Origin of the sequence: Actinomadura madurae (genome assembly GCF_047130825.1) — a bacterium.
In the GTDB taxonomy this organism is placed as follows: domain Bacteria; phylum Actinomycetota; class Actinomycetes; order Streptosporangiales; family Streptosporangiaceae; genus Spirillospora; species Spirillospora madurae.
Genome location: NZ_CP083237.1, coordinates 4,610,039 through 4,629,693 on the forward strand (window position 1 = coordinate 4,610,039; position 19,655 = coordinate 4,629,693).

The following is a 19,655-nucleotide window of genomic DNA, read 5'->3' on the forward strand; positions in this document are numbered from 1 at the left end:
AGCCCCGCCCCATCCCAGGTCAGCCGCCTGCCGCACACAACCCCGACCCCCCACACAGATCCGCCCCGGCTCATCCTCGGCCCCCACACATGCCCGGTTGTCCACAGAACCACGTTCTACCGCCCCGTGCCCGCGAGCCCGTCGACACTGCTGCCACAGGCCCGAGGAGGGGTGAGATGGGGCATTCAGATGCGGGTGAGGTCGGCTACGGCGCTGACCACGGCGTTGGTGTCGGAGAGGGTGGCGAGGACGCGTTCGGCGCCCGCCGCGCGGAGCTCGGCCTCGGTGGCGCTGCCGGTGGCCACGGCGATGATCGGGGAGCCGGCGATGTGCGCCGCCTGGACGTCGCGGGGCGAGTCGGCGATGAACACGGTGGCGGACTCGGGGTAGCGGGCGCGGTGGCGCTCGCCCGCGCGGGTCCGGGCGAGTTCCAGGAGAGCGGCCTTGCTGTAGACGCCGTTCTCGTACCCTCCGGCGTCCAGGTCGAGGTGGCCGGCGAGGCCCAGCTCGGTCACCTTCAGGACGGCGTTCGGCTGGAGGGAGCCGGTCAGCACCGACTGGACGACGCCGGGGACGTGGGCGAGCGCCTCGACGGCCTCGCGGGCTCCGGCCAGCACGCGGCCGTGCGCGCGGACGTCCGCGCGGCGGGTCGCGAACGCCTCGGTGAGGGCGGTGAAGAAGGCGGGGAGGTGGTCATCGGTGGTGACGACGTCGTTGAAGGCGAGGGTCTCGAAGATGATCTCGGACTCGGTGCGGCCGGGGGTGGGGGCGAGCCGGACGAGGGGCCGTCCGATGGTCCGCTGGAACGCCTCGGCGTAGGCGTCCCGGGTGACCCTCCCGACGTCGATCAGGGTGTGGTCGATGTTCCACAGCACCAGCCGGTTCAGCGTCGACATCCCGTTCCCATGCGCGTCGGAGGAGCGTGCGCGGGCACCGTTCGAGACGCCCGCGGCGGTTGGCGAGCTTATCGTCCGGCCTCCAGGCCTCCCGCCGCAACCGACCCACACCTGGCCGGGTGGTGAGGGTCAGGGGGCCATGTGGGGGTAGCGGTGGTCGGTCGGGGGAACGAAGGTCTCCTTGATGGAGCGGACGCTCGTCCAGCGGGTGAGGTTGAACACCGAGCCGGCCTTGTCGTTGGTGCCGGAGGCGCGGGCGCCGCCGAAGGGCTGCTGGCCGACGATCGAGCCGGTCGGCTTGTCGTTGATGTAGAAGTTGCCGGCGGCGAACCGGAGGGCCTCGGTGGCGGCGGCGATCGCGGCGCGGTCCTCGGCGATGATCGCGCCGGTCAGGGCGTACCCGGACACGCTCTCCATCTGGCGCAGGACGGCGTCGTAGTCGCGGTCGTCGTAGACGTGCACGCCGATGATCGGACCGAAGTACTCGGTGGTGAAGATCTCGTCCGTGGGGTCGGACGACTCCAGCACGGTCGGGCGGACGAAGTAGCCGCGCGAGTCGTCCAGCTCGCCGCCGGTGAGGATCTCGATGGAATCGGTCCGGCGGGCCCGCTCGATCGCCGCGCGGTGCTTGGCGAAGGCGCGGTCGTCGATCACGGCGCCCATGAACGCGGACAGGTCCTCGGCGACGTTGCCCACGGTGAGCGACTCGGCCTCGGCGCAGAACTCGTCGCGCATCCCGTCCCAGATCGAGCGCGGGATGTAGGCGCGGGACGCGGCGGAGCACTTCTGCCCCTGGTACTCGAAGGCGCCGCGGACGAGCGCCGTCTTCAGCACGGCCGGGTCCGCCGACGGGTGCGCGACGACGAAGTCCTTGCCGCCGGTCTCGCCGACGATCCGCGGGTAGCCCCGGTAGCCGGCGATGTTCTCCCCGATCGTCCGCCAGAGCCGCTGGAACGTGGCGACGGAGCCGGTGAAGTGCAGGCCGGCGAGGTCGGGGTGGCGCAGCGCCGCCGCCGAGACGGCCTGCCCGTTCCCGGTGACCATGTTGATCACACCGGGCGGGAGCCCGGCGGCCTCCAGGAGCCGCATGGTGTGGTGCGCGGCGAGCTGCTGGGTCGGGGACGGCTTCCAGACGACGACGTTGCCCATCAGCGCGGGCGCCGTCGGCAGGTTCCCGGCGATCGCGGTGAAGTTGAACGGGGTGATGGCGAGGACGAACCCCTCCAGCGGCCGGTACTCCAGCCGGTTCCACACGCCCGGCGACGACAGCGGCTGCTGCTCGTGGATCTGCTGCGCGTACCGGACGTTGAACCGCCAGAAGTCGATCAGCTCGCAGGCCGCGTCGATCTCGGCCTGCTGCACCGACTTGGACTGGCCGAGGATCGTGGCGGCGTTCAGCGTGGACCGCCACGGGCCGGCGAGCAGGTCGGCGGCGCGCAGCAGGATCGCGGCCCGGTCCTCGAACGCCATCGCGCGCCAGGCGGGCGCCGCCTCCCGCGCCGCCGCGATCGCCTCGGCCACGTCCGCCTCGGTGGCCTCGCCCATCCGGCCGAGGACGTGCCCGTGGTTGTGCGGCTCGACGACGTCGACGGGCGTGCCCGCGCCCATGCGCCGCTCGCCCGCGATCGTCATGGTCAGCTCGGTCTCCGCGCCGCCCAGCTCCTTGATCTTCGCTTCCAGCGCGGCGCGCTCCCCGCTGCCCGGCGCGTACCCCTTGACCGGCTCGTTCACGGGTACCGGCACGTTCGTCACGGCGTCCATCTGACGGCTCCCTGCGATCCGACGGCGTTGTCGACGTGCCGGGGGATCTACCCGCCCCACGCACACGAAATGCACCGGACCGGCCGAGGACACGGCACTCACCCAGAACGCGACTCTCCCGCCGTGCCGCCGGCTGCATGCCCCATGAAGAGCCGGGGCGGATGTGCGGTGAACCGTTGGCGCCGGTGCTTGCTACCTACTCTCAGATGGAAGGGGTGAGCGGATGGCGCGTTCCGAGCCGGGCGATGAGGCGCTGGTGCGCGCGGTCGCCGCCGGCGACGCGGGCGCGCTGACCCGGCTCTACGAGCGGCACTCCGAGGCGCTGTTCGGTTACCTGTACCGGTTGGCCGGCGACCGGATGACCGCCGAGGAGATCCTCCAGGACACGATGCTGGCGGTATGGCGGTCGGCCGTCGCCTTCGAGGGCCGCTCCAAGGTGACGACGTGGTTGTTCGGGGTGGCCCGTCGCCAGGCGCACAATCGGCTGCGCGGCCGGTCCGGGCCGCAGGCCATCGGCGTTCCCTTGCATGATCGGCCCGACCAGGCCGCCGGTCCGGACGAGCTGGCGATCGCGGCGGCGGGCGGCACACCGGTGGCCGCGGCCATCGGCCGGCTGCCCGATCACCACCGGGACGTGATCGCTCTGGTGTTCGTGGCCGGCCTGCCGCTCGCCGACGTCGCCGAGGTGCTCGCCATCCCGGTCGGCACGGTGAAGAGCCGGCTGCATCATGCCCGGGCCGCGGTCGCCGCCGCGCTGACCGCCCAGGAGGTGTCCGAATGAACGAGATGCTGCCCGCGTACGCGGCCGGCTCGCTGTGCGGCGCGGACCGCGACCGCGTCCGCGCACACCTGACGGGCTGCGCACGCTGCCGCGCGGATCTCGCGGCCTGGCGGGCGATCGCGGGTGCCGCCGCGCCCGGCGATGCGGCGCCGGACGCCGCGACCATGGTGCACGCGGTGCTGACCCGCAGCGCGATCGAGGGTCCCGCCGGCCCGCCGGGCGAGGGTCCCCGGACCCGCCGCCTGCTGTACGCCGCCGCGCTGGTCGCGGCCGAGGCCCGGCTGATCCGGCTGGCCGTGCCCGTCGCCTCGGCGCTGGTGATGGCGCTGGGCGTGGTCATCGCCCTGGTTCAGGCGGCGGCCGTCGCGCGGCCCGCGACCGGTGCCGAGGTGGTGCTCGCGCTGGTCGCGCCGATCGTGGCCGCGGCGGGTGTCGCCGGCACGTACCGGTCACGACGCGACCCGGCCACCGAACTGGTCGCCGCCACCCCGGCGGCCGGGCGGCTGCTGCTGGTGGTGCGTCTCGTGCTGGTGTTCGGATACGACCTGGTGCTCGCGGTGGCGGCCTCCGCCGCGCTGGCCGCCGTCGGGGTGGACGGGACGGCGGGTCTGCACACGCTGATCGCCGCCTGGCTCGGGCCGATGGCGCTGCTGTCCTCGGTCAGCCTGCTGGTCTCCGTCAGATTCGGGCCGGACGTGGGGCTCGGCGCGGCCATCGGGCTGTGGGCGATGCGAGTGCTGGCGGTCAGCGTGTGGTCCCGCGACGACTGGGCTGCCAGGTTCATCGTCGACGCCTGGTCCACGAACGTGGCGGTCCTGGCCGTGAGCGCCGTGTTCGGAATCGTCGCGGTGGTGATAGCCGGGCACCTTGGTCCGTACGACGGTGAACCTCGACGCGGCCGGGGCGCTACCCATCCGACATGAGACCACTGATGCTCTGGCGGTACGAGGCGCGCCGTGCGGGATGGACGGCCGTGCTCGGCCCGCCGATCGCCGTCGCGGTGGGCGTCGCGGCCGCGTTCGCCAACCCGGAACCGGGCGACACGACCACGGCACGTATCCTGCTCGGCGCCCTGGAGATGGCGGTGCCGCTCGCCGCCGGTGTCGGATGCGCCTCGCTGGTCGGACGGGATCCGGCCGTGGAACTGCACCTCGCCGCGCCCACCCCGTACCGCGTCACGCTGCTGCGACGCATGGCCGTGACGCTGGGCTGGGCCGCGGTGGTCGCCGTGCTGATGGCCGCCGTGCTGATCGCGACCGGCTGGTGGGCACGCTGGCCGGCCAACCACGGGCCGCTCGCCGGCCAGCTCACCTGGGCGGCGCCGACCGTCGGGCTGGGGGCCGCGGGCTTCGCGTCCGGCGCGGTCCTGCGCAGCCCGGCGGCGGCCGGCGCGCTGATCACCACGGTCTGGGCGTTGCAGCAGTTCTTCGCGGACATGGCGCAGCGGCACCTGCCGGGGCGGCTGCTCTACCTGTTCGCCACGACCCGCGGCGCCGCGCCCGGCGACTGGACCGGGAACCGGCTGGCGCTGCTCGGCACGGGCGCCGCGCTCATCGCGCTGGCCCTGGTCGTGCTGGCCCGTTCGGAACGGCTCATCGGCGAGGAGGACGAATGACCGGCCAGACCGCGTCCACGCTCGGCGTGAGCCTGAGGTACGAGTTCCGCATGCAGGTCCGCAAACGGTCGGTGTGGATCGTGCCCGCGCTGACCGTCGTGCTGTTCGTGCTGATCGGCGGCAGCCTGCTGCGCGACCTGTTCGACCCCGGTGAGCGGCCGGACGAGGCCAGGACCGCCGTCGCCGGGCTGACGGTCCAGTTGCACACGCTCCTGTCGATCGGGTACGGCTGCCTTCTCGCCGACCGGCTCGTCCGCGACGACCGGCTGCGGGTGGCGCCGCTCCTGGACGCCACGCCCGCCCCGCCGGGCGCCCGGCTCGTCGGCAAATACCTCGGTGCGGGCGCCGCGACGGCCGTCCCGATCCTGGTGGTGTACTTCGGCTTCGCCTCGGCGTACGCGGTGTATTCCGGAGCCCCGCAGGCACTCGGCTGGGCACTGGCCGCCACCGCCGTGGTGATCGTGCCGGGCCTGCTGTTCGTGGCCGCGTTCGCGCTGACGGTGCCCCTGATCATGCCGGCGCCACTGTTCCGGGTGATCTTCGTCGGCTACTGGCTCTGGGGCAACGCGGTCGCGCCGGACATGATGCCGACGCTCGCGCGGACCCTCGTCCACCCGCTCGGCGGCTACCCGCTCGACGTGCTGCTCGACTTCCACGGCATCGACGGCGAGGACACCTGGGCCGGCCCGGTGCCCGGCGCCACGCTGAACCTCCTGCGACCGGACCCGACGCCGGCGACCGCCTGGCTCTCCATCGCGATCCTGCTGGCGCTCGCCGCCGCCGCGCTCGCCGGAGGCCACGCGGTACGCGCCCGCCGAACCTGACGCCCCCAACGACAGAGGGAACTCCATGCGGATCGAAATCTCCGGCCTGACGAAGACCTACCGTGGCGGGGTGGCCGCCCTCGACGGCCTGGACCTGGTCGTGCCCACCGGCATGTTCGGGCTGCTGGGCGCGAACGGCGCCGGCAAGACCACGCTGATGCGCATCCTCTCCGGCCTGGTGCTGCCGACGTCCGGCCAGGTCACCGTGGGCGGGCACGACATGAACACGCGTGCGGGCCGCACCGCCGTGCAGCGCGGCCTCGGCTACCTGCCGCAGGACCTCGGCGTCTACCCCGACCTGACGGCGCGCCAGTTCCTGGACTACATCGCACTGCTCAAGGGCATGGACGACCGCACGGCCCGCCGCCGGCGCGTCGCGGAACTCCTCGAGATGGTCACCCTGAGCGGGGACGCCGACCGCCGGCTGCGCGGCTACTCCGGCGGGATGCGGCAACGCGTCGGCATCGCCCAGGCGCTGCTCGCCGACCCGCAACTGCTGATCGTGGACGAGCCGACCGCGGGACTCGACCCGCAGGAACGGATCCGCTTCCGCACCCTGCTGTCCCAGTTCGCCGGCCGGCGCACCGTCCTGCTGAGCACGCACATCGTCGACGACATCGCACAGACCTGCCGCGAGGTGGCGGTGCTCGCCGGCGGCCGCCTCATCTTCCGCGGCACGGCCGAGGAACTGACCTACCGCGCGCGGGGCCAGGTGTGGTCGGTCGTCACCGACGGGCCGGCCCCGGCCGAGGGCACGGTCGTGTCCGCGGTGCCACACGAGGCCGGCATGCGTTACCGCATCGTGGCGCCCACAGCACCGGATCCGCAGGCGAAGCCGATGGAACCCGCCCTAGAAGACGGATACCTCGCAGTGACCACCGGTTAGGTGGCTCGCCGCGCTTGCGGCGACTGGCCCGACGAAGCCCGCGGAGAAGGGTTCCTCTCCTGCGCAAGGGTGGTCAGTCGAGGAGGTGTTGGAGTTCCTGGGTGGCGTACCAGAGGAGGTCGTGGCCTTCGGCGCCGTCGACGGTGAAGCGGGCGTCGTCGTCGCCGGCGTCGGCGGCGGGGAGGGCCGCCGCGGCGGCGGTGACGTCGGGGACGGCGTCCGGGTCGTCGACGTGGCCGGAGGCGATCAGCCTCCACGGGACGGGCGCGGTGATCCGGACGAGGGCGCGGTCGCCGTTCGCCAGGTCGGCGTCGCCGCGGGGGCGGGCGACCTGGTCGTCGGGGATCTCGGCGGCGAGCACCACCCGGCGGCGCGGGGCGGACGGGTCGGCGGCGAGCAGGCGCAGCGAGGCGCGGGCGGCGGCGGACATCGCCGCGTACTCCAGCTCCTCCAGGTCGCCGCCCGCGTACCACTCGCGGAGCGCGGGCGTGACGGCGTGCGCGGCGAGCGGCGCGGGGCCGATCTCCCGCGCGGCGTGGACGCCGGCGAGCAGCGTGAGCGTGGACGGCAGGTAGACGCGCATGACGGTCAGCAAGTCTGCCAGACCGTCAGGGCAGGAGGCCCAGCTCGCGCAGTTCGGTGATGGTGGTGTCGGGGCCGGTGTGGAGGATCCCGCGGATGCCAAGGGCCTCGGCGGCGTGGACGTTGTGCTCGATGTCGTCGATGAAGACGCAGGCGGCGGCGTCCAGGCCGAGCAGGTCCAGGGCGTGCCGGAAGATCCGCTCGTCGGGCTTGCGCATCCCGACCTCGCAGGAGATGACGATCGCGTCGAAGAGGTCGGCGAACAGGTCGCGGGGGTACTCGTTGCCCCACGAGTTCGACAGCAGCGCGGTCCGGGCGCCCGCGGCGCGCACGGCGCGCAGCGCGTCGTACATCGGGACGACGGGGGCGAAGGCGCCGAACATCCGGGAGATGAGCCCGGCCGCCTCGACGGGACCGCCGTCGACGGTGAGCAGCTCCGCGGCGAGGAGGCGCTCGAACTCCTCGGTGGCGAGCGAGCCGTCCTCCAGGCCGTGGATCGGGTTCGTCCCGGAGCCGTTGTAGGCCTGCTTCACCCAGGCGCGCATCACGTTCTTGTAGTGCTCGGCGTCGATGCGGTCGGCGGCGAGCCAGGCTTCGATGGCGTCGCCGAGCGGGGAGGTCAGCACGCCGCCCCAGTCGGTGATGACGGCCTTGACGGCAGGTTCGGAGGGCACGGGCCGATGGTAAGTGATCCCGGCGAAATGTCCGAAGGGCACGGCCGCCACAAGGACCGACCGCCGGGCGGAGGGCGGGTGCCGCCGGGGAGCGTCCATGGTCATGCGATCGGTGCGGGGACGATCGCATGACCACGGAACCCCGTCGGGCCGGCGTCTCCCTCGCCGGTCCGTGCTCTCCGGTGCCCCCGGGCGTCCGGGTCACCGGTCCCCGGTCAGGCTGATCTGAGGCGCTGGAGCGCCTCCCGGACGCCGCCGTCGGTCTCCTCCAGTACCACCGTCGCGCGTGCCGCGGGCACCTCGCCGAGCAGCGAGACCAGCGCGACGCGGGTGTTCCCCCCCGCCTCCTCCAGCGCGTTCTCGCAGGTGCGGGCGTCCATCCCCGTCGCCTCGGTGAGGATGCGCACCAGCCGGGCGCGCAGCTTGGAGTTCAGCGCGTTCACGCTGACCATCAGGTTGGAGTAGGTGCGCCCCATCCTGATCATCAGCGTGGTGGAGAAGGAGTTGAGCACCAGCTTGGTCGCGGTGCCCGCCTTCATCCGGGTGGACCCGCTGATCACCTCGGGCCCGGTGGCGAGGCCGATGTGCACCTCGACCTCGTCCCCGTACGGGGTGTGCGGGTTGCAGCTGATCAGCGCCGTGCGGGCCCCCACCGCGGTGGCGGCGCGCAGGGCGCCCACGACGTAGGGGGTGCGGCCGCTCGCGGCGATGCCGATGGCGACGTCGCCCGGCTGGACGTCGCGGGCGTCCCGGCGGCCGAGCTCGACGTCGTCCTCCACGTCGGAGATGGCCTGGGACAGCGCGCCGGGCCCGCCGGCGTGGTGGGCCACCACCCGGCCCCAGATGCCGAACGTCGGGGGCAGCTCGGCGGCGTCCAGCACCGCGAGCCGGCCGGACGTGCCGGCGCCGAAGTAGTGCACCCGGCCGCCCGCCCGCAGCGAGTCGACGGCGAGGTCCACCAGCCGCGCCACCTCGGGCAGGACGGCGGCGACGACCATCGGGACGGTCGCGTCCTCCGTGTTGATCAGGCGTAGCACCTCCATGGTCGGCAGCGTGTCGACGTCGAGGGTCCGGGGGTTCCGTCCCTCGGTGGGGAGCTCGCAATCGATCACCGACGCCTCCGGTCGGGTCGCACGGTCCGTCCGCGGACCGCCTCGAACGTGGCTTCCAGGGCCTTGCGGGTCGGCCCGTAGGTGCGCTGCGCCACTCCGACGAAGACGCAGTCGACCACTGTGAGCTGCGCCAGCCGGCTGGCGGTGGCGCCGGAGCGGAAGGTCGTCTCCCGCGCGGCCGTCGTCAGGATCAGGTCCGCCACCTCCGCTATCGGGGACTTCGGGAAGTTGGTGAGCGCCACGGTCTTCGCGCCCCGGGTCTTGGCGACCTCCAGCGCGTCGATGGTCTCCACCGTGGCGCCGGTGTGCGAGATGCCGATCGCCACGTCGCCGTTGCCGAGGACGGCGGCGCTGGTCAGCATGATGTGCGCGTCCGCCCACGCCGAGCAGACGCGTCCGATCCGGTGCAGCTTCTGCTGGAAGTCGGCCGCGACGAACGCGCTGGCGCCGACGCCGTAGACGTCCACCCGCTCCGCGGCGACGACGGCGTCCACGACCTGTTCGAGCATCTTGATGTCGAGCTGGGCGGCGGTCTCCTCGACGGCGCGGGCGTCGGCGAAGGTCACCTTCTCGACGATCTGCTCCAGCGAGTCGTCGGGGCTGATGTCGCTGCCGATGACCCGGCCGCCGGCGGCGCTCTGGGCGCGGCCGGCCTCGGTGGCGAGGGTCAGCCGCAGTTCTGGGTAACCATGGAATCCGATCGCGCGGCAGAACCTGATGACGGTCGTCTCGGACGTGCCGCAGGTCTGCGCGAGCTCGGTGATGGTGGAGTTGGCGACCCCTTCGGGGTCGTCGATGACGCGTTGAGCGACTCGTCGCTCGGCGGGGGGCAGCGAGGGAAGCAGCGATCGGACGCGCACCACCGTGCTCAGCGGCGTTGCGTCCCTGTCCTTGGTCTGGCCCGGCACGTCGTCCCGTGACGCGTCGGGCTCCCCCGTGATCCCCCGCTCGGGGCCCCGACCGGGGCCGATGGGTTTCCTCATGGAGGAAATTTTCTTACGCGCGAGATGTCACGTCAACGGTAGAAAAGGCTACGGTCGCCATGTGTTGACCCATTTGGCCGGTCCTTACGTGGTCGGTATCGACGCGGGTGGCACGAAGACCCGCTGCGTCGTGCTGACGCTCGGGGGTGCCCTGGCCGGTTCCGGCACCGGCCCCGGGGCCAACCCCAACTCAGGAGGCGACACCGCTGGGGCGCTGACCACCGCCCTGCGGGAAGCGCTCGGGGACCTGGACCGTACCCACATCCTCACCGGCGTGTTCGGCATCGCCGGCGCCGGCTCGGCCGGCCGGCCCGCCGCCGTCGCGGCGGCGCGGCAGGCCTGGCAGGCCGTCGGGCTGCGCGGCTCGCCCGCCGTTGTGACCGATATCGCGGTGGCGTTCGCCGCCGGAACCAGCGAGCCCAAGGGCATCGTGGTGTTCTCCGGCACGGGCGCCGGCGCGGCGGTCATCAACGACGGCGCGATCGTGCAGCGCGCCGACGGCTACGGCTGGCTGGTCGGGGACGAGGGTTCGGCGGTGTGGCTCGGGAAGGAGGCCGTGCGGGCGGCACTCGCCGCCTACGACGGCCGCGGCTCCCCGACGCTGCTCACCGATTCGGTCCCCCGGGCGCTGCTCGGCGCCACCGTGGTCGCGGAGATCGACTCGGAACGGCGAAGATCCTTCCCCCGGAGGGCGCTGGCCATGGCCGGCGCCCCTTCGCCGTCACCGGGCGCCTCCGTGCTGCCGCAACCCGCCTCGCTCGCCTCCGGAGGGGCTCCCCCGGGCAGGGGCACGGGCACCGCCGTGCTGGTCCCCGAGTCCGCCTATCCGCCGTCCGTCCCCTATCCCGCGCCGGGAGGCGGGCCCACCGGCCCGCACGGGCCACCGGGCCATCCCGAGTCCGCCCCGCCCAACCCGCGCATCGCCCAAGCGATCATCAAGGAGGTGTACGGCCGCCCACCGGCGGCCCTGGGCCGGCTCGGCCCGGTGGTCGCCGCCGCCGCGGCCGCCGGCGATCCCGTGGCCAGGCGCATCACCGACGAGGCCGCGCAGTGGCTGCTGCGCGACGTCGACGCGGTGCGCCCGGCCTTGTCCGACCCCTGCGCACCGGTCGTGATGCACGGCTCGGTGCTGCGTGAAGGCCCCGTCGCCGAGGCCGTCCGCACCGGCCTGCGCGCCCGCTTCGCCGAGGCGCCGCGCAGCGCCGGCGACGGAGCCGTCGGCGCGGCCGGGATGGCGCTGCGCCGCCTCGGCCACCCCCTGCCCGGCTGAGCCGCTCCGCCCGCGGCGGACGACTCCTCCGGCTCCGGCCCGGCCGTCCCGATCCGGCCCGGCCGTCAGGTTCATCGCGATGGACCCCACAAGATCCGCAATTCCTTGCGATCCCGGGGTCCATCGTGATTAAGCTGTGACCACGGTGGCGACAGCGCCGCAGGAGCGGTCCCGAGAGGGCCGCGTCCGGCGGGACCACCGGCCACAGGCGTGGCTCGTACCGAATCGACTGCGTTACTCCGCAGCGTCGTCCGCGCGGGATGCTCCCGACCCGAGCGCCCCTCCCAGCACGCGCATGCCCTCAGCCGCATGCCCGCCCGCGCTCCCGCATGCCCGGACGACGGCCGACTCCGTACTCCCACGTCGAACGAGGTCGCATGCACTCCCTGCCCAGGCCCCGCCGTGTCCGGCCGGCCCTAGCCCGCCTGTCCCGCGCCGTCCTGCCCCGCTCGCGCCGATGGCGCCGGGCCATAGTGATGATCATCACACCCGTCGTACTGGCGGCCGCCCTCACCGTGGTCGCCTACGTCCGGACCCCGCTGCCGACCCGGCCGCAGGACGGCGTCACCGACGAGGGCTCCACCGTCTACTACGCCGACGGCCGGACGCCGCTGTTCCGTCTCGGCGCCAACCGGGAGAGCGTCCGGCACGACCAGATCCCCGACCGGCTGCGCTGGGCGGTGCTCGCCGCCGAGGACCGCGGCTTCTACGACGGCCACGGCGTCTCCCCCGCCGGGACGATCCGGGCGATGTGGAACAACGCCTCGGGCGGCGACACCCAGGGCGGCTCGACCGTCACCCAGCAGCTCGCCCGCAACTACTTCAAGGGCCTGAGCCGCGACCGGACGGTGCGGCGCAAGATCAAGGAGATCTTCATCGCGGTGAAGCTGGACCGGCACCGCGCCAAGGACGAGATCCTCGACCTGTACCTCAACACGATCTACTTCGGCCGGCAGACGTCCGGGGTGCAGGCGGCGTCCCGCGCCTACTTCGACAAGGACGTCTGGCAGCTGGACGTGGCGGAGTGCGCCCTGCTCGCCGCGATGATCCAGCGGCCGGTGTACTTCAAGACCCAGGGCCACGACGCGCCGGCCCGCGCGCTGCGGGCCCGCTGGCGGTACGTCCTCGACGGGATGGTGTCGATGGGCAGGCTGACCCGCGCCGAGGCCGCCCGGCAGCGCTTCCCCCGGACGCAGGACGAGTGGACGGGCGTCAGCCTGTCGGGCCAGGACCTCCTGGTCCGCCAGCGCGTCGAGGAGGAGCTGGCGAGCGTCGGCATCCCGATCGACAGCGTGGTGAACGGCCGGCTGAAGATCTACACGGGGCTGGACCGGCGGTGGATGCGGCACGCCGAGGACGCCATGCGCGGGGCGCGCGAGCCGCAGTGGCCCCGGACCGTGCGCGGCGGTCTGGTCGCCGTGGACGCCAAGAGCGGCGCGGTCAAGGCGTTCTACGGCGGCGACCCGGAGCGCACCCAGGTCGACTCGGTGTTCGGCCCTGTGGCGCAGGCAGGCTCGACGTTCAAGCCGTACGTGCTGGCCGCCGCGCTGCGCAAGGGCCTCAGCGTCCGGACGAAGGTGAGCGGGAAGTCGCCGCAGAAGTTCGCGCCGGACGGTGCGAACACGCCGGCGACCGCACCCGGCTACAGGGTCGAGAACGACGAGGAGATCGGCTCGCGCGGCACGATGGACCTGGTCGAGGCGACCGCCCTGTCGGTCAACACCGGGTACGTGAAGGCGGCGCTGAAGACGGGGATCGCGAACGTCGCGGAGACGGCGCGGCTGTTCGGCGTTCCCGCGTCCGCGCTCGCGCCGTTCAAGGGGCAGGCGGGGATCGCGCTCGGCATCCCCGACGTCGCGGCGGTCACGCAGGCCGCCGGGTACGCGGCGTTCGCGAACGGCGGCACGGCGGTCGTCCCGCACCTGGTGACCAAGGTGGTCGACGCCGGCGGCCGCCGGGTGCCGCTGCCCTGGGACCGGCCGGGCCGCCGCGTGCTGAACCAGGAGCAGGCCGCGCAGGCGACGTTCGCGCTGCGGGAGACGGTCAAGACCGGGACGGGCCGGCGCGCGGCCCTGTCCGATCGTGAGGCGGCGGGCAAGACCGGCACGACCGAGCACAACCGCGCCGCCTGGTTCGTCGGGTTCGTCCCGCAGGTCTCGGCCGCGGTGGTGGTCGGCAACGCGAAGCCCGGCACGCTGCGGAACCTGCCCGGCTTCCGGGGGACGGTCGCCGGCGAGAACCTGCCCGCCACCATCTGGCACGCGTTCATGGACAAGGTCGCCCGCGACCTGCCGGTCCTGCCGTTCCCCGAGCCCGCGTTCTCCGGCGTCGCCGCGAACTGGGCCGACCCCGACCCGGACGAGCGGAAGCCCGGCCCGCCGGACCAGGGCACCGGCCCGGCCGGGCCGGGTCTCGCCGAGAGGGAGGCGGCGAAGCGGAAGCAGGAGCAGGCCGCCAGGCCGCCGGAGGGCACCGCCACGCCGCGGACGACGCGCAAGCCGAACGCGGACGGCCGGGACCTCGGGACGCCGGCCGCCCGGGACTGAGCCTCGGGAGATCGAGTCGACAGCGGGCCGGGGAACGGCTACCGTCGCGGCGTCCGATGCGACCGAGTTACCGAGACCACGTCGGGGGGCCTGGTCAGGTGCGTGCTTCACGTTCACTCGCGCTCGCGGCGGTGGCGTCCGTGCTGGTCACGGGGGTCGCCGGCTGCGGAGGCGGCGGTGGGAGCGGCAAGAGCGGGCGGACGCCGTCCGCCCGTTCCGCCGCGCCCGGCTCGCCGGGCGGCGGCACGCCTGCGCCGGACGCGTGGATCCCCGGCCGGGTCGCGAAGATGAGCGTGGCGGAGAAGGTCGGGCAGCTGTTCGTCCCGACGTTCTCCAGCCGCGCCGACGCGCTCGCCAAGATCAAGAAGTACCGGGTGGGCGGGCTGATCTACTTCCCGGGCAACTTCGGCACCCCGGCGAAGACGGCGGCGCAGTCGAACGCGCTGCAGAAGGCGTCGAAGATCCCGCTGCTCCTCGGTGTGGACGAGGAGCAGGGCATCGTCTCGCGGACGCCGTTCATCACCGCCTTCCCCGGCAACATGGCGCTCGGCGCGACCCGGAACCCGGCGGACGCCCGCGCCGCCGCCCAGGTCACCGGCGCGGAGCTGCGCGCGGTCGGCATCAACCTCGACTACGCCCCCGACGCCGACGTCAACGTGAACCCGCGCAACCCGGTGATCGGGGTGCGCTCGTTCGGCGCCGACCCGGCGCTGGCGTCCACGATGGTGCGGGGCGCCATCGGCGGCTACCAGGCCGCCGGGGTCGCCGCCACCGCCAAGCACTTCCCCGGGCACGGCGACACCGCCACCGACAGCCACACCGGCCTGCCGGTGATCGGCCACTCGCCGGCGGCGTGGGAGCGGCTGGACGCGCCCCCGTTCAAGGCGGCGATCGAGGCGGGCGTGGACGTCATCATGACCGCGCACATCGTGATGCCGAAGCTCGACCGGTCCGGCGACCCGTCCACGCTGTCGAAGACCGTGCTGACCGGGCTGCTGCGCGAGAAGCTCGGCTACCAGGGCGTGATCACGACCGACTCGCTGGAGATGGCGGGCGTGCGCGAGAAGTACGGCGACGCGGCCGTACCGGTCCGGGCGATCAACGCGGGCGCCGACCAGCTGCTGATGCCGCCGGACCTCCCGCGCGCCTACAAGGCCGTGGTGAAGGCCGTCCGGTCCGGGAAGATCACGCGCAAGCGGCTGGACGAGTCGGTGACGCGGATCCTCAGACTCAAGCAGCGCCGCGGCCTGTTCCAGGGGACGGCCGTCGACCCGGCCAAGGCCGCCGCCTCCGTCGGCACGGCCGCGCACAAGGCCGCCGCCCGGCAGGTCGCCGAGCACGCGGTCACCCTCGTCCGCAACAAGGGCGACGTGCTGCCGCTCAAGGGCAAGAAGGTCGCGGTGTCGGGGCCGGACGGCGACCGCCTCCGGGCCGCGCTGCGCCGCCAGGGCGTCGCGACGGCGGCGGCGGGCTCGGCGGACGTCACCGTGCTGACCACCGAGAACGCCGGGGCGGCGACCGCCGCCCGCATCCGCGCGCTCGGGCCGAAGCCGGTGGTCGTCGCCGCGCTCGGCCGCCCCTACGACCTCGACGCGGCCGGGGCCGCGCAGGCGGCGCTCGCCACCTACTCCTCCAGCCGGGTGTCGGTCGAGGCGCTGGCCCGGGTGCTGAGCGGCGCGGTGAAGCCGACCGGCAGGCTGCCGGCCCCCGCGGCCGGGAAGCCGGCCGGGTTCGGCATCGGCTACCGGTAGGGCCCCCCGATGGACGCGACTGCCCGTCTGCTGGGAGGATCGGGCCGCCTTCGCGCCCACAGGAGGTGTCCCCGTGCGCGTCCGCCCGTTACTCCTGGCCCTGATGCTGCTCTCCTCGCCGGCGGCGTGCGGCGGGAAGGACGAGGTCACGATGCCGCCGCTCACGCCCGAACCCGGTGACTCGCGGCTCGCCGACACGCCCACCACGGCGTCGTCGTCGCGGACCCTCGCGGCACGGCTCGCGCTGTACAGGTACCTGCGCGGGATCGCCGCCGGGAACGTCAAGGCGTGCGCGTTCCTGACGGCGAGCTACGAGCGGCGCGTGTTCGGCGGGCCGGGCAGGTGCCGTTCAGGGCTCGCCGAGGCGCGTGCGAGATTGCGCCCGCAGGACATCGCGGCGCTGCGGGGCGTCACCGTCCCCGTCTGCGAGGCGGCGCCGGACGGCGGCTGCACCGTCCGGTTCGCGGACCTCCGGTGGAAGGGCGAGCCCGCGAGCCAGGGCGGCCTCCTCGCCGCGAGCTTCACCCTCCGCAAGACAGGGACCTACTGGCGGATCGCCGCCTGACCCGCCTGACCCGCCGCCGTGATCCGGCCCGTCACAGCCCGAGGTCCGCGAGACCGGGCAGGCGGGCGCGGGCGGCGTCCTTGGCCTCCCCGGCGCTGCGGGCGGCCCGCGCCGCGGCGGCGGCCTCGCGGCACTCGTCCAGCGTGTGCCGGGCGAGCGCGGCGCGCACCAGCGGGAGGGACGGGGCGCTCATCGACAGCGACGTCACGCCGAGGCCCACCAGCACGCACGCGAGCACCGGGTCGCCGGCCGCCTCCCCGCACACCCCGCACGACACGCCCGCGCCGGCCGCGGGGGCGACCAGGTCGAGGACGGCGGGCTGCCACGGGTCCTGGAGGTGCGCGAGGCCGCCGATCTGCCGGTCCGCCGCGCACGCGTACTGGGTGAGGTCGTTGGTGCCGATGCTGAAGAACTCCACCTCGGGCGCGAGGTCGCGGGCGCGCAGCGCGGCGGCGGGCACCTCGATCATGACGCCGGGATGCTCGATGCCCGCCTCCCGGCAGGCGGCGGCGAAGAAGGCGGCCTCGGCCGCGTCCGTCACCATCGGCGCCATGACCTGGAGCTTCACGGTCAGCCCGGCCGCGGCGCGGGCGAGGGCGGACAGCTGCGCTGACAGCACGTCCGGGTGCAGGCGCATCATCCGCAGCCCGCGCTCGCCGAGCGCCGGGTTCGGCTCGTCGCCGGGCGCGGGCAGGAACGCCAGCGGCTTGTCCGCGCCCGCGTCGAGCGTCCGGACGACCACGCGGCCCTCCGGGAACGCCTCCAGCACCTTGCGGTACGCCTTCTCCTGTTCCGCGTCGGACGGCGGCGTCGCGCGGTCGAGGAACAGGAACTCGGTCCGGTACAGCCCGACGCCCTCCGCCCCGTTCGCGAGCGCCGCCTCGACGTCCTTCGGACCGCCGATGTTCGCCAGCAGCGGGACTGCGTGCCCGTCCCGGGTGGCGCCCGGCCCGGTCGACTCCCGCAGGGCCGACGCGCGGGCGTCGGCGGCGGCCCGCGCCGCGGACACCTCGCTGCCGGACGGGTCGAGCAGCACGGTCCCGGCGGCGCCGTCCACGAGGACGCGGGTCCCGTCGGCGATCGTCGTCGCGCCCTTCAGCGCGACGACCGCGGGCACCCCCATCGTCCGGGCGATGATGGCGGTGTGGCTGGTCGGGCCGCCCTCCTCCGTCACGAACGCGACGACCTGCGCCGGGTCGAGGACCGCCGTGTCCGCGGGCGCGAGGTCCCGCGCGACGAGCACGAACGGCTCGTCGGACTCCGGGACGCCCGGCACCGGCAGGCCGAGCAGCCGGGCGATCGCGCGGTCGCGGATGTCGTCGAGGTCGGTGACGCGGGCGGCCATGTACTCGCCGGCCCCGGCGAGCATCTCCCGGTAGACGCCGAACGCGTCGAACACGGCGCGCGCCGCCGCCGTCCCCCCGCCGATCGCGCCGCGGACGCCGTCGGCGAGGCCCGGATCGCGGGCCATCAGCGCCTGCGCGTTCAGCACGTCCCGGCCGTCGGCGTTGCCGGCCGCGGCGGCGCGCTCACCGCGCTCCTCCAGGTCGGCGGCGACGGCCTCCAGCGCGGCCAGCGCGGTGTCGGTCTCGGCGGCGGCGTCGCCGCCGTGCCGCGCGCCCGCGGGCGGCTCCGGAACGGCCCCGGCGATGCTCCGTACCGGTCCGGACCCGACCCCCGGGCTGACGCCCGCGCCCTGCATCACCCCGCCCATCTCAGGCCTCCTCTGGCTCCGGCGTGGACAGCAGCTTCTGCAGCCCGTCGAGCAACTCCTCGGCGCCCTCGCCCTCGGCGGACAGCACGATCTCCTCGCCGTGCCGCGCGTCCAGCCCCAGCACGGCGAGGATGCTCTTGGCGTTCACCGGGGTGCCGCCGCGCTTGGCCACGGTCACGTCCATCGGGGCCTTCGCCGCGGTCTGGACGAACAGCGCGGCCGGCCGCGCGTGCAGCCCCACCCTGGACTCGATCTTGACGTTGCGCTCGGTCACCGCACACTCCTTCTCGCTATAGCCCGGCGACGGGCCGGCGCACCCGCAGCGCGGGGCCCGGCACGACGTCCACTTCCTTGAAATCGGCGACCACGTGGTCGGCGTCGGCCAGCGCGCCCGCCGGCTGCGTGGTGATGACGCCCACGCAGGTCATGCCCGCGGCCTTCACGGCCGCCACGCCCGCGGGGGCGTCCTCGAACCCGATCGTCTCCTGCGGCGGGACGTCCAGGTCGCGCGCGGCGGCCAGGTACCCCTCCGGATGCGGCTTGCCGGTGACGACGTCCCCGGCGGTCACCACGATGTCGAGCAGGTCGCGGATGCCCAGCTCGGCGAGCAGCCCCTCGGCGTAGGGGCGCTGCCCGGACGTCACCACCGCCAGCGGCACGCCCGCGTCCGCCAGGGACCGGACGAGGTCCACGGCGCCGGGGACGGGCGCGGCGGCCGGCATCCCCGGCACCGACTCGTAGGACAGCGCCTGCGCGAACAGCTCCTCGACCGTCCGGCCGGGGAACAGGTGCGCGAGGTCCTCCAGGACCTCCTGCCCGCGGCGCCCCGCGAACGAGGCGATCAGCGCCTCGTCGTGCGGGACGCCGTGCGCCTCGAACAGCCGCGACCACATCACCCGGTTGCGCGGCTCGGTGTCGATCAGGGTTCCGTCCAGGTCGAACACGGCCGCGCCGAGGCCGATCACCGCCATGCGCTCAGCTCCATGTGAACAGCTCGTCCCCCTTGGTCACCTCGCCCGACTCGACCACGTCCGACAGGGCGTCGGCGCCCGCGTCCAGCGCGACCACGGCGCAGATCGGCGAGCGCCCGCCCGCCTCGATCACGGCCGGGTCCCACCCGACGACCGGCTGGCCTGCGGTGACCTCGTCGCCCTCGGCGGCGAGGAGCTCGAACCCCTGCCCCTTCAGCTTGACGGTGTCGATGCCGAGATGCACGAGGACGCCGTGGCCCTCCTCGTCCACCACGACGTACGCGTGCGGGTGCAGCTTGACGATCTTCCCGGTGACCGGGGCGAGGGCGGGGCCGCGCCCGCGCTCGGGGTCGACCGCCGTGCCCGGCCCGACCATGGCCTGGGCGAACACCGGGTCGGGGACGCCGGCGAGGCCGACGACCCGCCCGGCGACGGGTGAGAGTACTCGGGTCATTGGGGGTCCCCTCGGGGGTCAGTCGAGGATGTCCTCGATGTCGCTGGCGATGGTGTCCGCCTCCGGGCCGACGACGACCTGGACGACGGTTCCGCTGCGCATGACGCCGAACGCGCCCGCCTTCTTCAGCGCCGCGTCGTCGACCTTGCCGGCGTCGGAGACCTCGGTGCGCAGCCGGGTCGCGCACGGCTCGATCTCGACGATGTTGTCGGCGCCGCCCAGCGCCGCGATGATGGCCTCGGCCTTGTCCATGCTGGCTTCTCTCTTCTC

The 19,655-nt window shown here is 74.2% G+C and carries 20 protein-coding genes; 9 read left to right on the top strand and 11 right to left on the bottom strand.

The genetic code is table 11. The annotated features are described in order from the left end of the window. Nucleotides 1-185: 185 nt before the first annotated feature. Both K8Z49_RS20740 and pruA read right to left on the bottom strand, forming a co-directional pair. Nucleotides 186-896: an HAD family hydrolase gene (locus K8Z49_RS20740; protein WP_075020747.1), complete on the bottom strand. Its 711-nt coding sequence runs from the start codon at nt 894-896 to the stop codon at nt 186-188. Between the two features lie 129 nt (nt 897-1,025). Continuing rightward, entirely contained in the window at nt 1,026-2,657 is a 1,632-nt protein-coding gene (gene pruA / locus K8Z49_RS20745) for an L-glutamate gamma-semialdehyde dehydrogenase (RefSeq protein WP_021597007.1), read from the bottom strand. Between the two features lie 223 nt (nt 2,658-2,880). Here pruA and K8Z49_RS20750 point away from each other — a divergent pair, with 223 nt between their 5' ends. From K8Z49_RS20750 to K8Z49_RS20770, 5 genes are read left to right on the top strand one after another with little or no spacing between them, the layout of a single operon-like run. After that, the gene (locus tag K8Z49_RS20750; RefSeq protein ID WP_021597006.1) at nt 2,881-3,438 is read left to right on the top strand and encodes an RNA polymerase sigma factor; all 558 of its coding nucleotides are present in this window, start codon (nt 2,881-2,883) and stop codon (nt 3,436-3,438) included. After that, complete coding sequence (locus K8Z49_RS20755; protein WP_075020745.1) at nt 3,435-4,361, top strand: zf-HC2 domain-containing protein; 927 nt, start codon at nt 3,435-3,437, stop codon at nt 4,359-4,361. The genes K8Z49_RS20750 and K8Z49_RS20755 overlap by 4 nt, the downstream gene beginning before the upstream one ends. Then, on the top strand, nt 4,358-5,053 hold the full coding sequence (locus K8Z49_RS20760; protein ID WP_143118352.1) for a hypothetical protein: 696 nt from the start codon (nt 4,358-4,360) through the stop codon (nt 5,051-5,053). The genes K8Z49_RS20755 and K8Z49_RS20760 overlap by 4 nt, the downstream gene beginning before the upstream one ends. Next, nucleotides 5,050-5,877: an ABC transporter permease gene (locus K8Z49_RS20765; protein WP_412520366.1), complete on the top strand. Its 828-nt coding sequence runs from the start codon at nt 5,050-5,052 to the stop codon at nt 5,875-5,877. Before K8Z49_RS20760 ends, K8Z49_RS20765 begins: the two co-directional genes overlap by 4 nt. A 25-nt stretch (nt 5,878-5,902) precedes the next feature. Then, a complete protein-coding gene (locus K8Z49_RS20770; RefSeq protein WP_021597002.1) occupies nt 5,903-6,763 on the top strand; it encodes an ABC transporter ATP-binding protein in 861 nt (286 codons plus the stop codon). Nucleotides 6,764-6,836: 73 nt separating this feature from the next. On the opposite strand, the gene K8Z49_RS20775 is transcribed toward K8Z49_RS20770, so the two are convergent. From K8Z49_RS20775 to K8Z49_RS20790, 4 genes are all read right to left on the bottom strand, one after another. Continuing rightward, nucleotides 6,837-7,346: a DUF6912 family protein gene (locus K8Z49_RS20775; RefSeq protein WP_024934338.1), complete on the bottom strand. Its 510-nt coding sequence runs from the start codon at nt 7,344-7,346 to the stop codon at nt 6,837-6,839. 25 nt (nt 7,347-7,371) lie between these two features. Further along, a complete protein-coding gene (locus tag K8Z49_RS20780; protein ID WP_412520369.1) occupies nt 7,372-8,019 on the bottom strand; it encodes an HAD family hydrolase in 648 nt (215 codons plus the stop codon). A gap of 215 nt (nt 8,020-8,234) precedes the next feature. Further along, nucleotides 8,235-9,131, bottom strand: a complete 897-nt coding sequence (locus tag K8Z49_RS20785; protein ID WP_021596999.1) for an N-acetylmuramic acid 6-phosphate etherase — start codon at nt 9,129-9,131, stop codon at nt 8,235-8,237. After that, a complete protein-coding gene (locus K8Z49_RS20790; RefSeq protein WP_021596998.1) occupies nt 9,128-10,114 on the bottom strand; it encodes a MurR/RpiR family transcriptional regulator in 987 nt (328 codons plus the stop codon). Before K8Z49_RS20790 ends, K8Z49_RS20785 begins: the two co-directional genes overlap by 4 nt. Before the next feature lie 88 nt (nt 10,115-10,202). Between K8Z49_RS20790 and K8Z49_RS20795 the strand changes: the two genes are divergently transcribed. The 4 genes from K8Z49_RS20795 to K8Z49_RS20810 all read left to right on the top strand — a co-directional run bounded on the left by K8Z49_RS20795 (nt 10,203) and on the right by K8Z49_RS20810 (nt 16,246). Next, nucleotides 10,203-11,384, top strand: coding sequence for an N-acetylglucosamine kinase (locus K8Z49_RS20795; protein ID WP_024934336.1), 1,182 nt, complete (start codon nt 10,203-10,205; stop codon nt 11,382-11,384). Nucleotides 11,385-11,860: 476 nt separating this feature from the next. After that, on the top strand, nt 11,861-13,930 hold the full coding sequence (locus K8Z49_RS20800) for a transglycosylase domain-containing protein (protein WP_024934335.1): 2,070 nt from the start codon (nt 11,861-11,863) through the stop codon (nt 13,928-13,930). A 140-nt stretch (nt 13,931-14,070) separates the two neighbouring features. Beyond that, complete coding sequence (locus K8Z49_RS20805; RefSeq protein ID WP_235206309.1) at nt 14,071-15,681, top strand: glycoside hydrolase family 3 protein; 1,611 nt, start codon at nt 14,071-14,073, stop codon at nt 15,679-15,681. A 73-nt stretch (nt 15,682-15,754) separates the two neighbouring features. Then, the gene (locus K8Z49_RS20810) at nt 15,755-16,246 is read left to right on the top strand and encodes a hypothetical protein (protein ID WP_021597048.1); all 492 of its coding nucleotides are present in this window, start codon (nt 15,755-15,757) and stop codon (nt 16,244-16,246) included. A gap of 31 nt (nt 16,247-16,277) precedes the next feature. Here the strand turns inward: K8Z49_RS20810 and ptsP are convergent, their stop codons facing one another. Genes ptsP through K8Z49_RS20835 form a run of 5 tightly spaced genes read right to left on the bottom strand, consistent with a single transcriptional unit; the run spans nt 16,278 to nt 19,637 of the window. Beyond that, nucleotides 16,278-17,960, bottom strand: a complete 1,683-nt coding sequence (gene ptsP / locus K8Z49_RS20815) for a phosphoenolpyruvate--protein phosphotransferase (protein WP_412520373.1) — start codon at nt 17,958-17,960, stop codon at nt 16,278-16,280. Between the two features lies 1 nt (nt 17,961). Next, entirely contained in the window at nt 17,962-18,234 is a 273-nt protein-coding gene (locus K8Z49_RS20820; protein ID WP_021597046.1) for an HPr family phosphocarrier protein, read from the bottom strand. Nucleotides 18,235-18,250: 16 nt separating this feature from the next. After that, nucleotides 18,251-18,931 (bottom strand): HAD family hydrolase, encoded by a 681-nt coding sequence (locus tag K8Z49_RS20825; protein ID WP_021597045.1) that lies wholly within the window; start codon nt 18,929-18,931, stop codon nt 18,251-18,253. A 4-nt stretch (nt 18,932-18,935) separates the two neighbouring features. Continuing rightward, complete coding sequence (locus K8Z49_RS20830) at nt 18,936-19,385, bottom strand: PTS sugar transporter subunit IIA (RefSeq protein ID WP_021597044.1); 450 nt, start codon at nt 19,383-19,385, stop codon at nt 18,936-18,938. An 18-nt stretch (nt 19,386-19,403) separates the two neighbouring features. Further along, a complete protein-coding gene (locus K8Z49_RS20835; protein WP_021597043.1) occupies nt 19,404-19,637 on the bottom strand; it encodes a glucose PTS transporter subunit EIIB in 234 nt (77 codons plus the stop codon). Nucleotides 19,638-19,655: the final 18 nt, after the last annotated feature.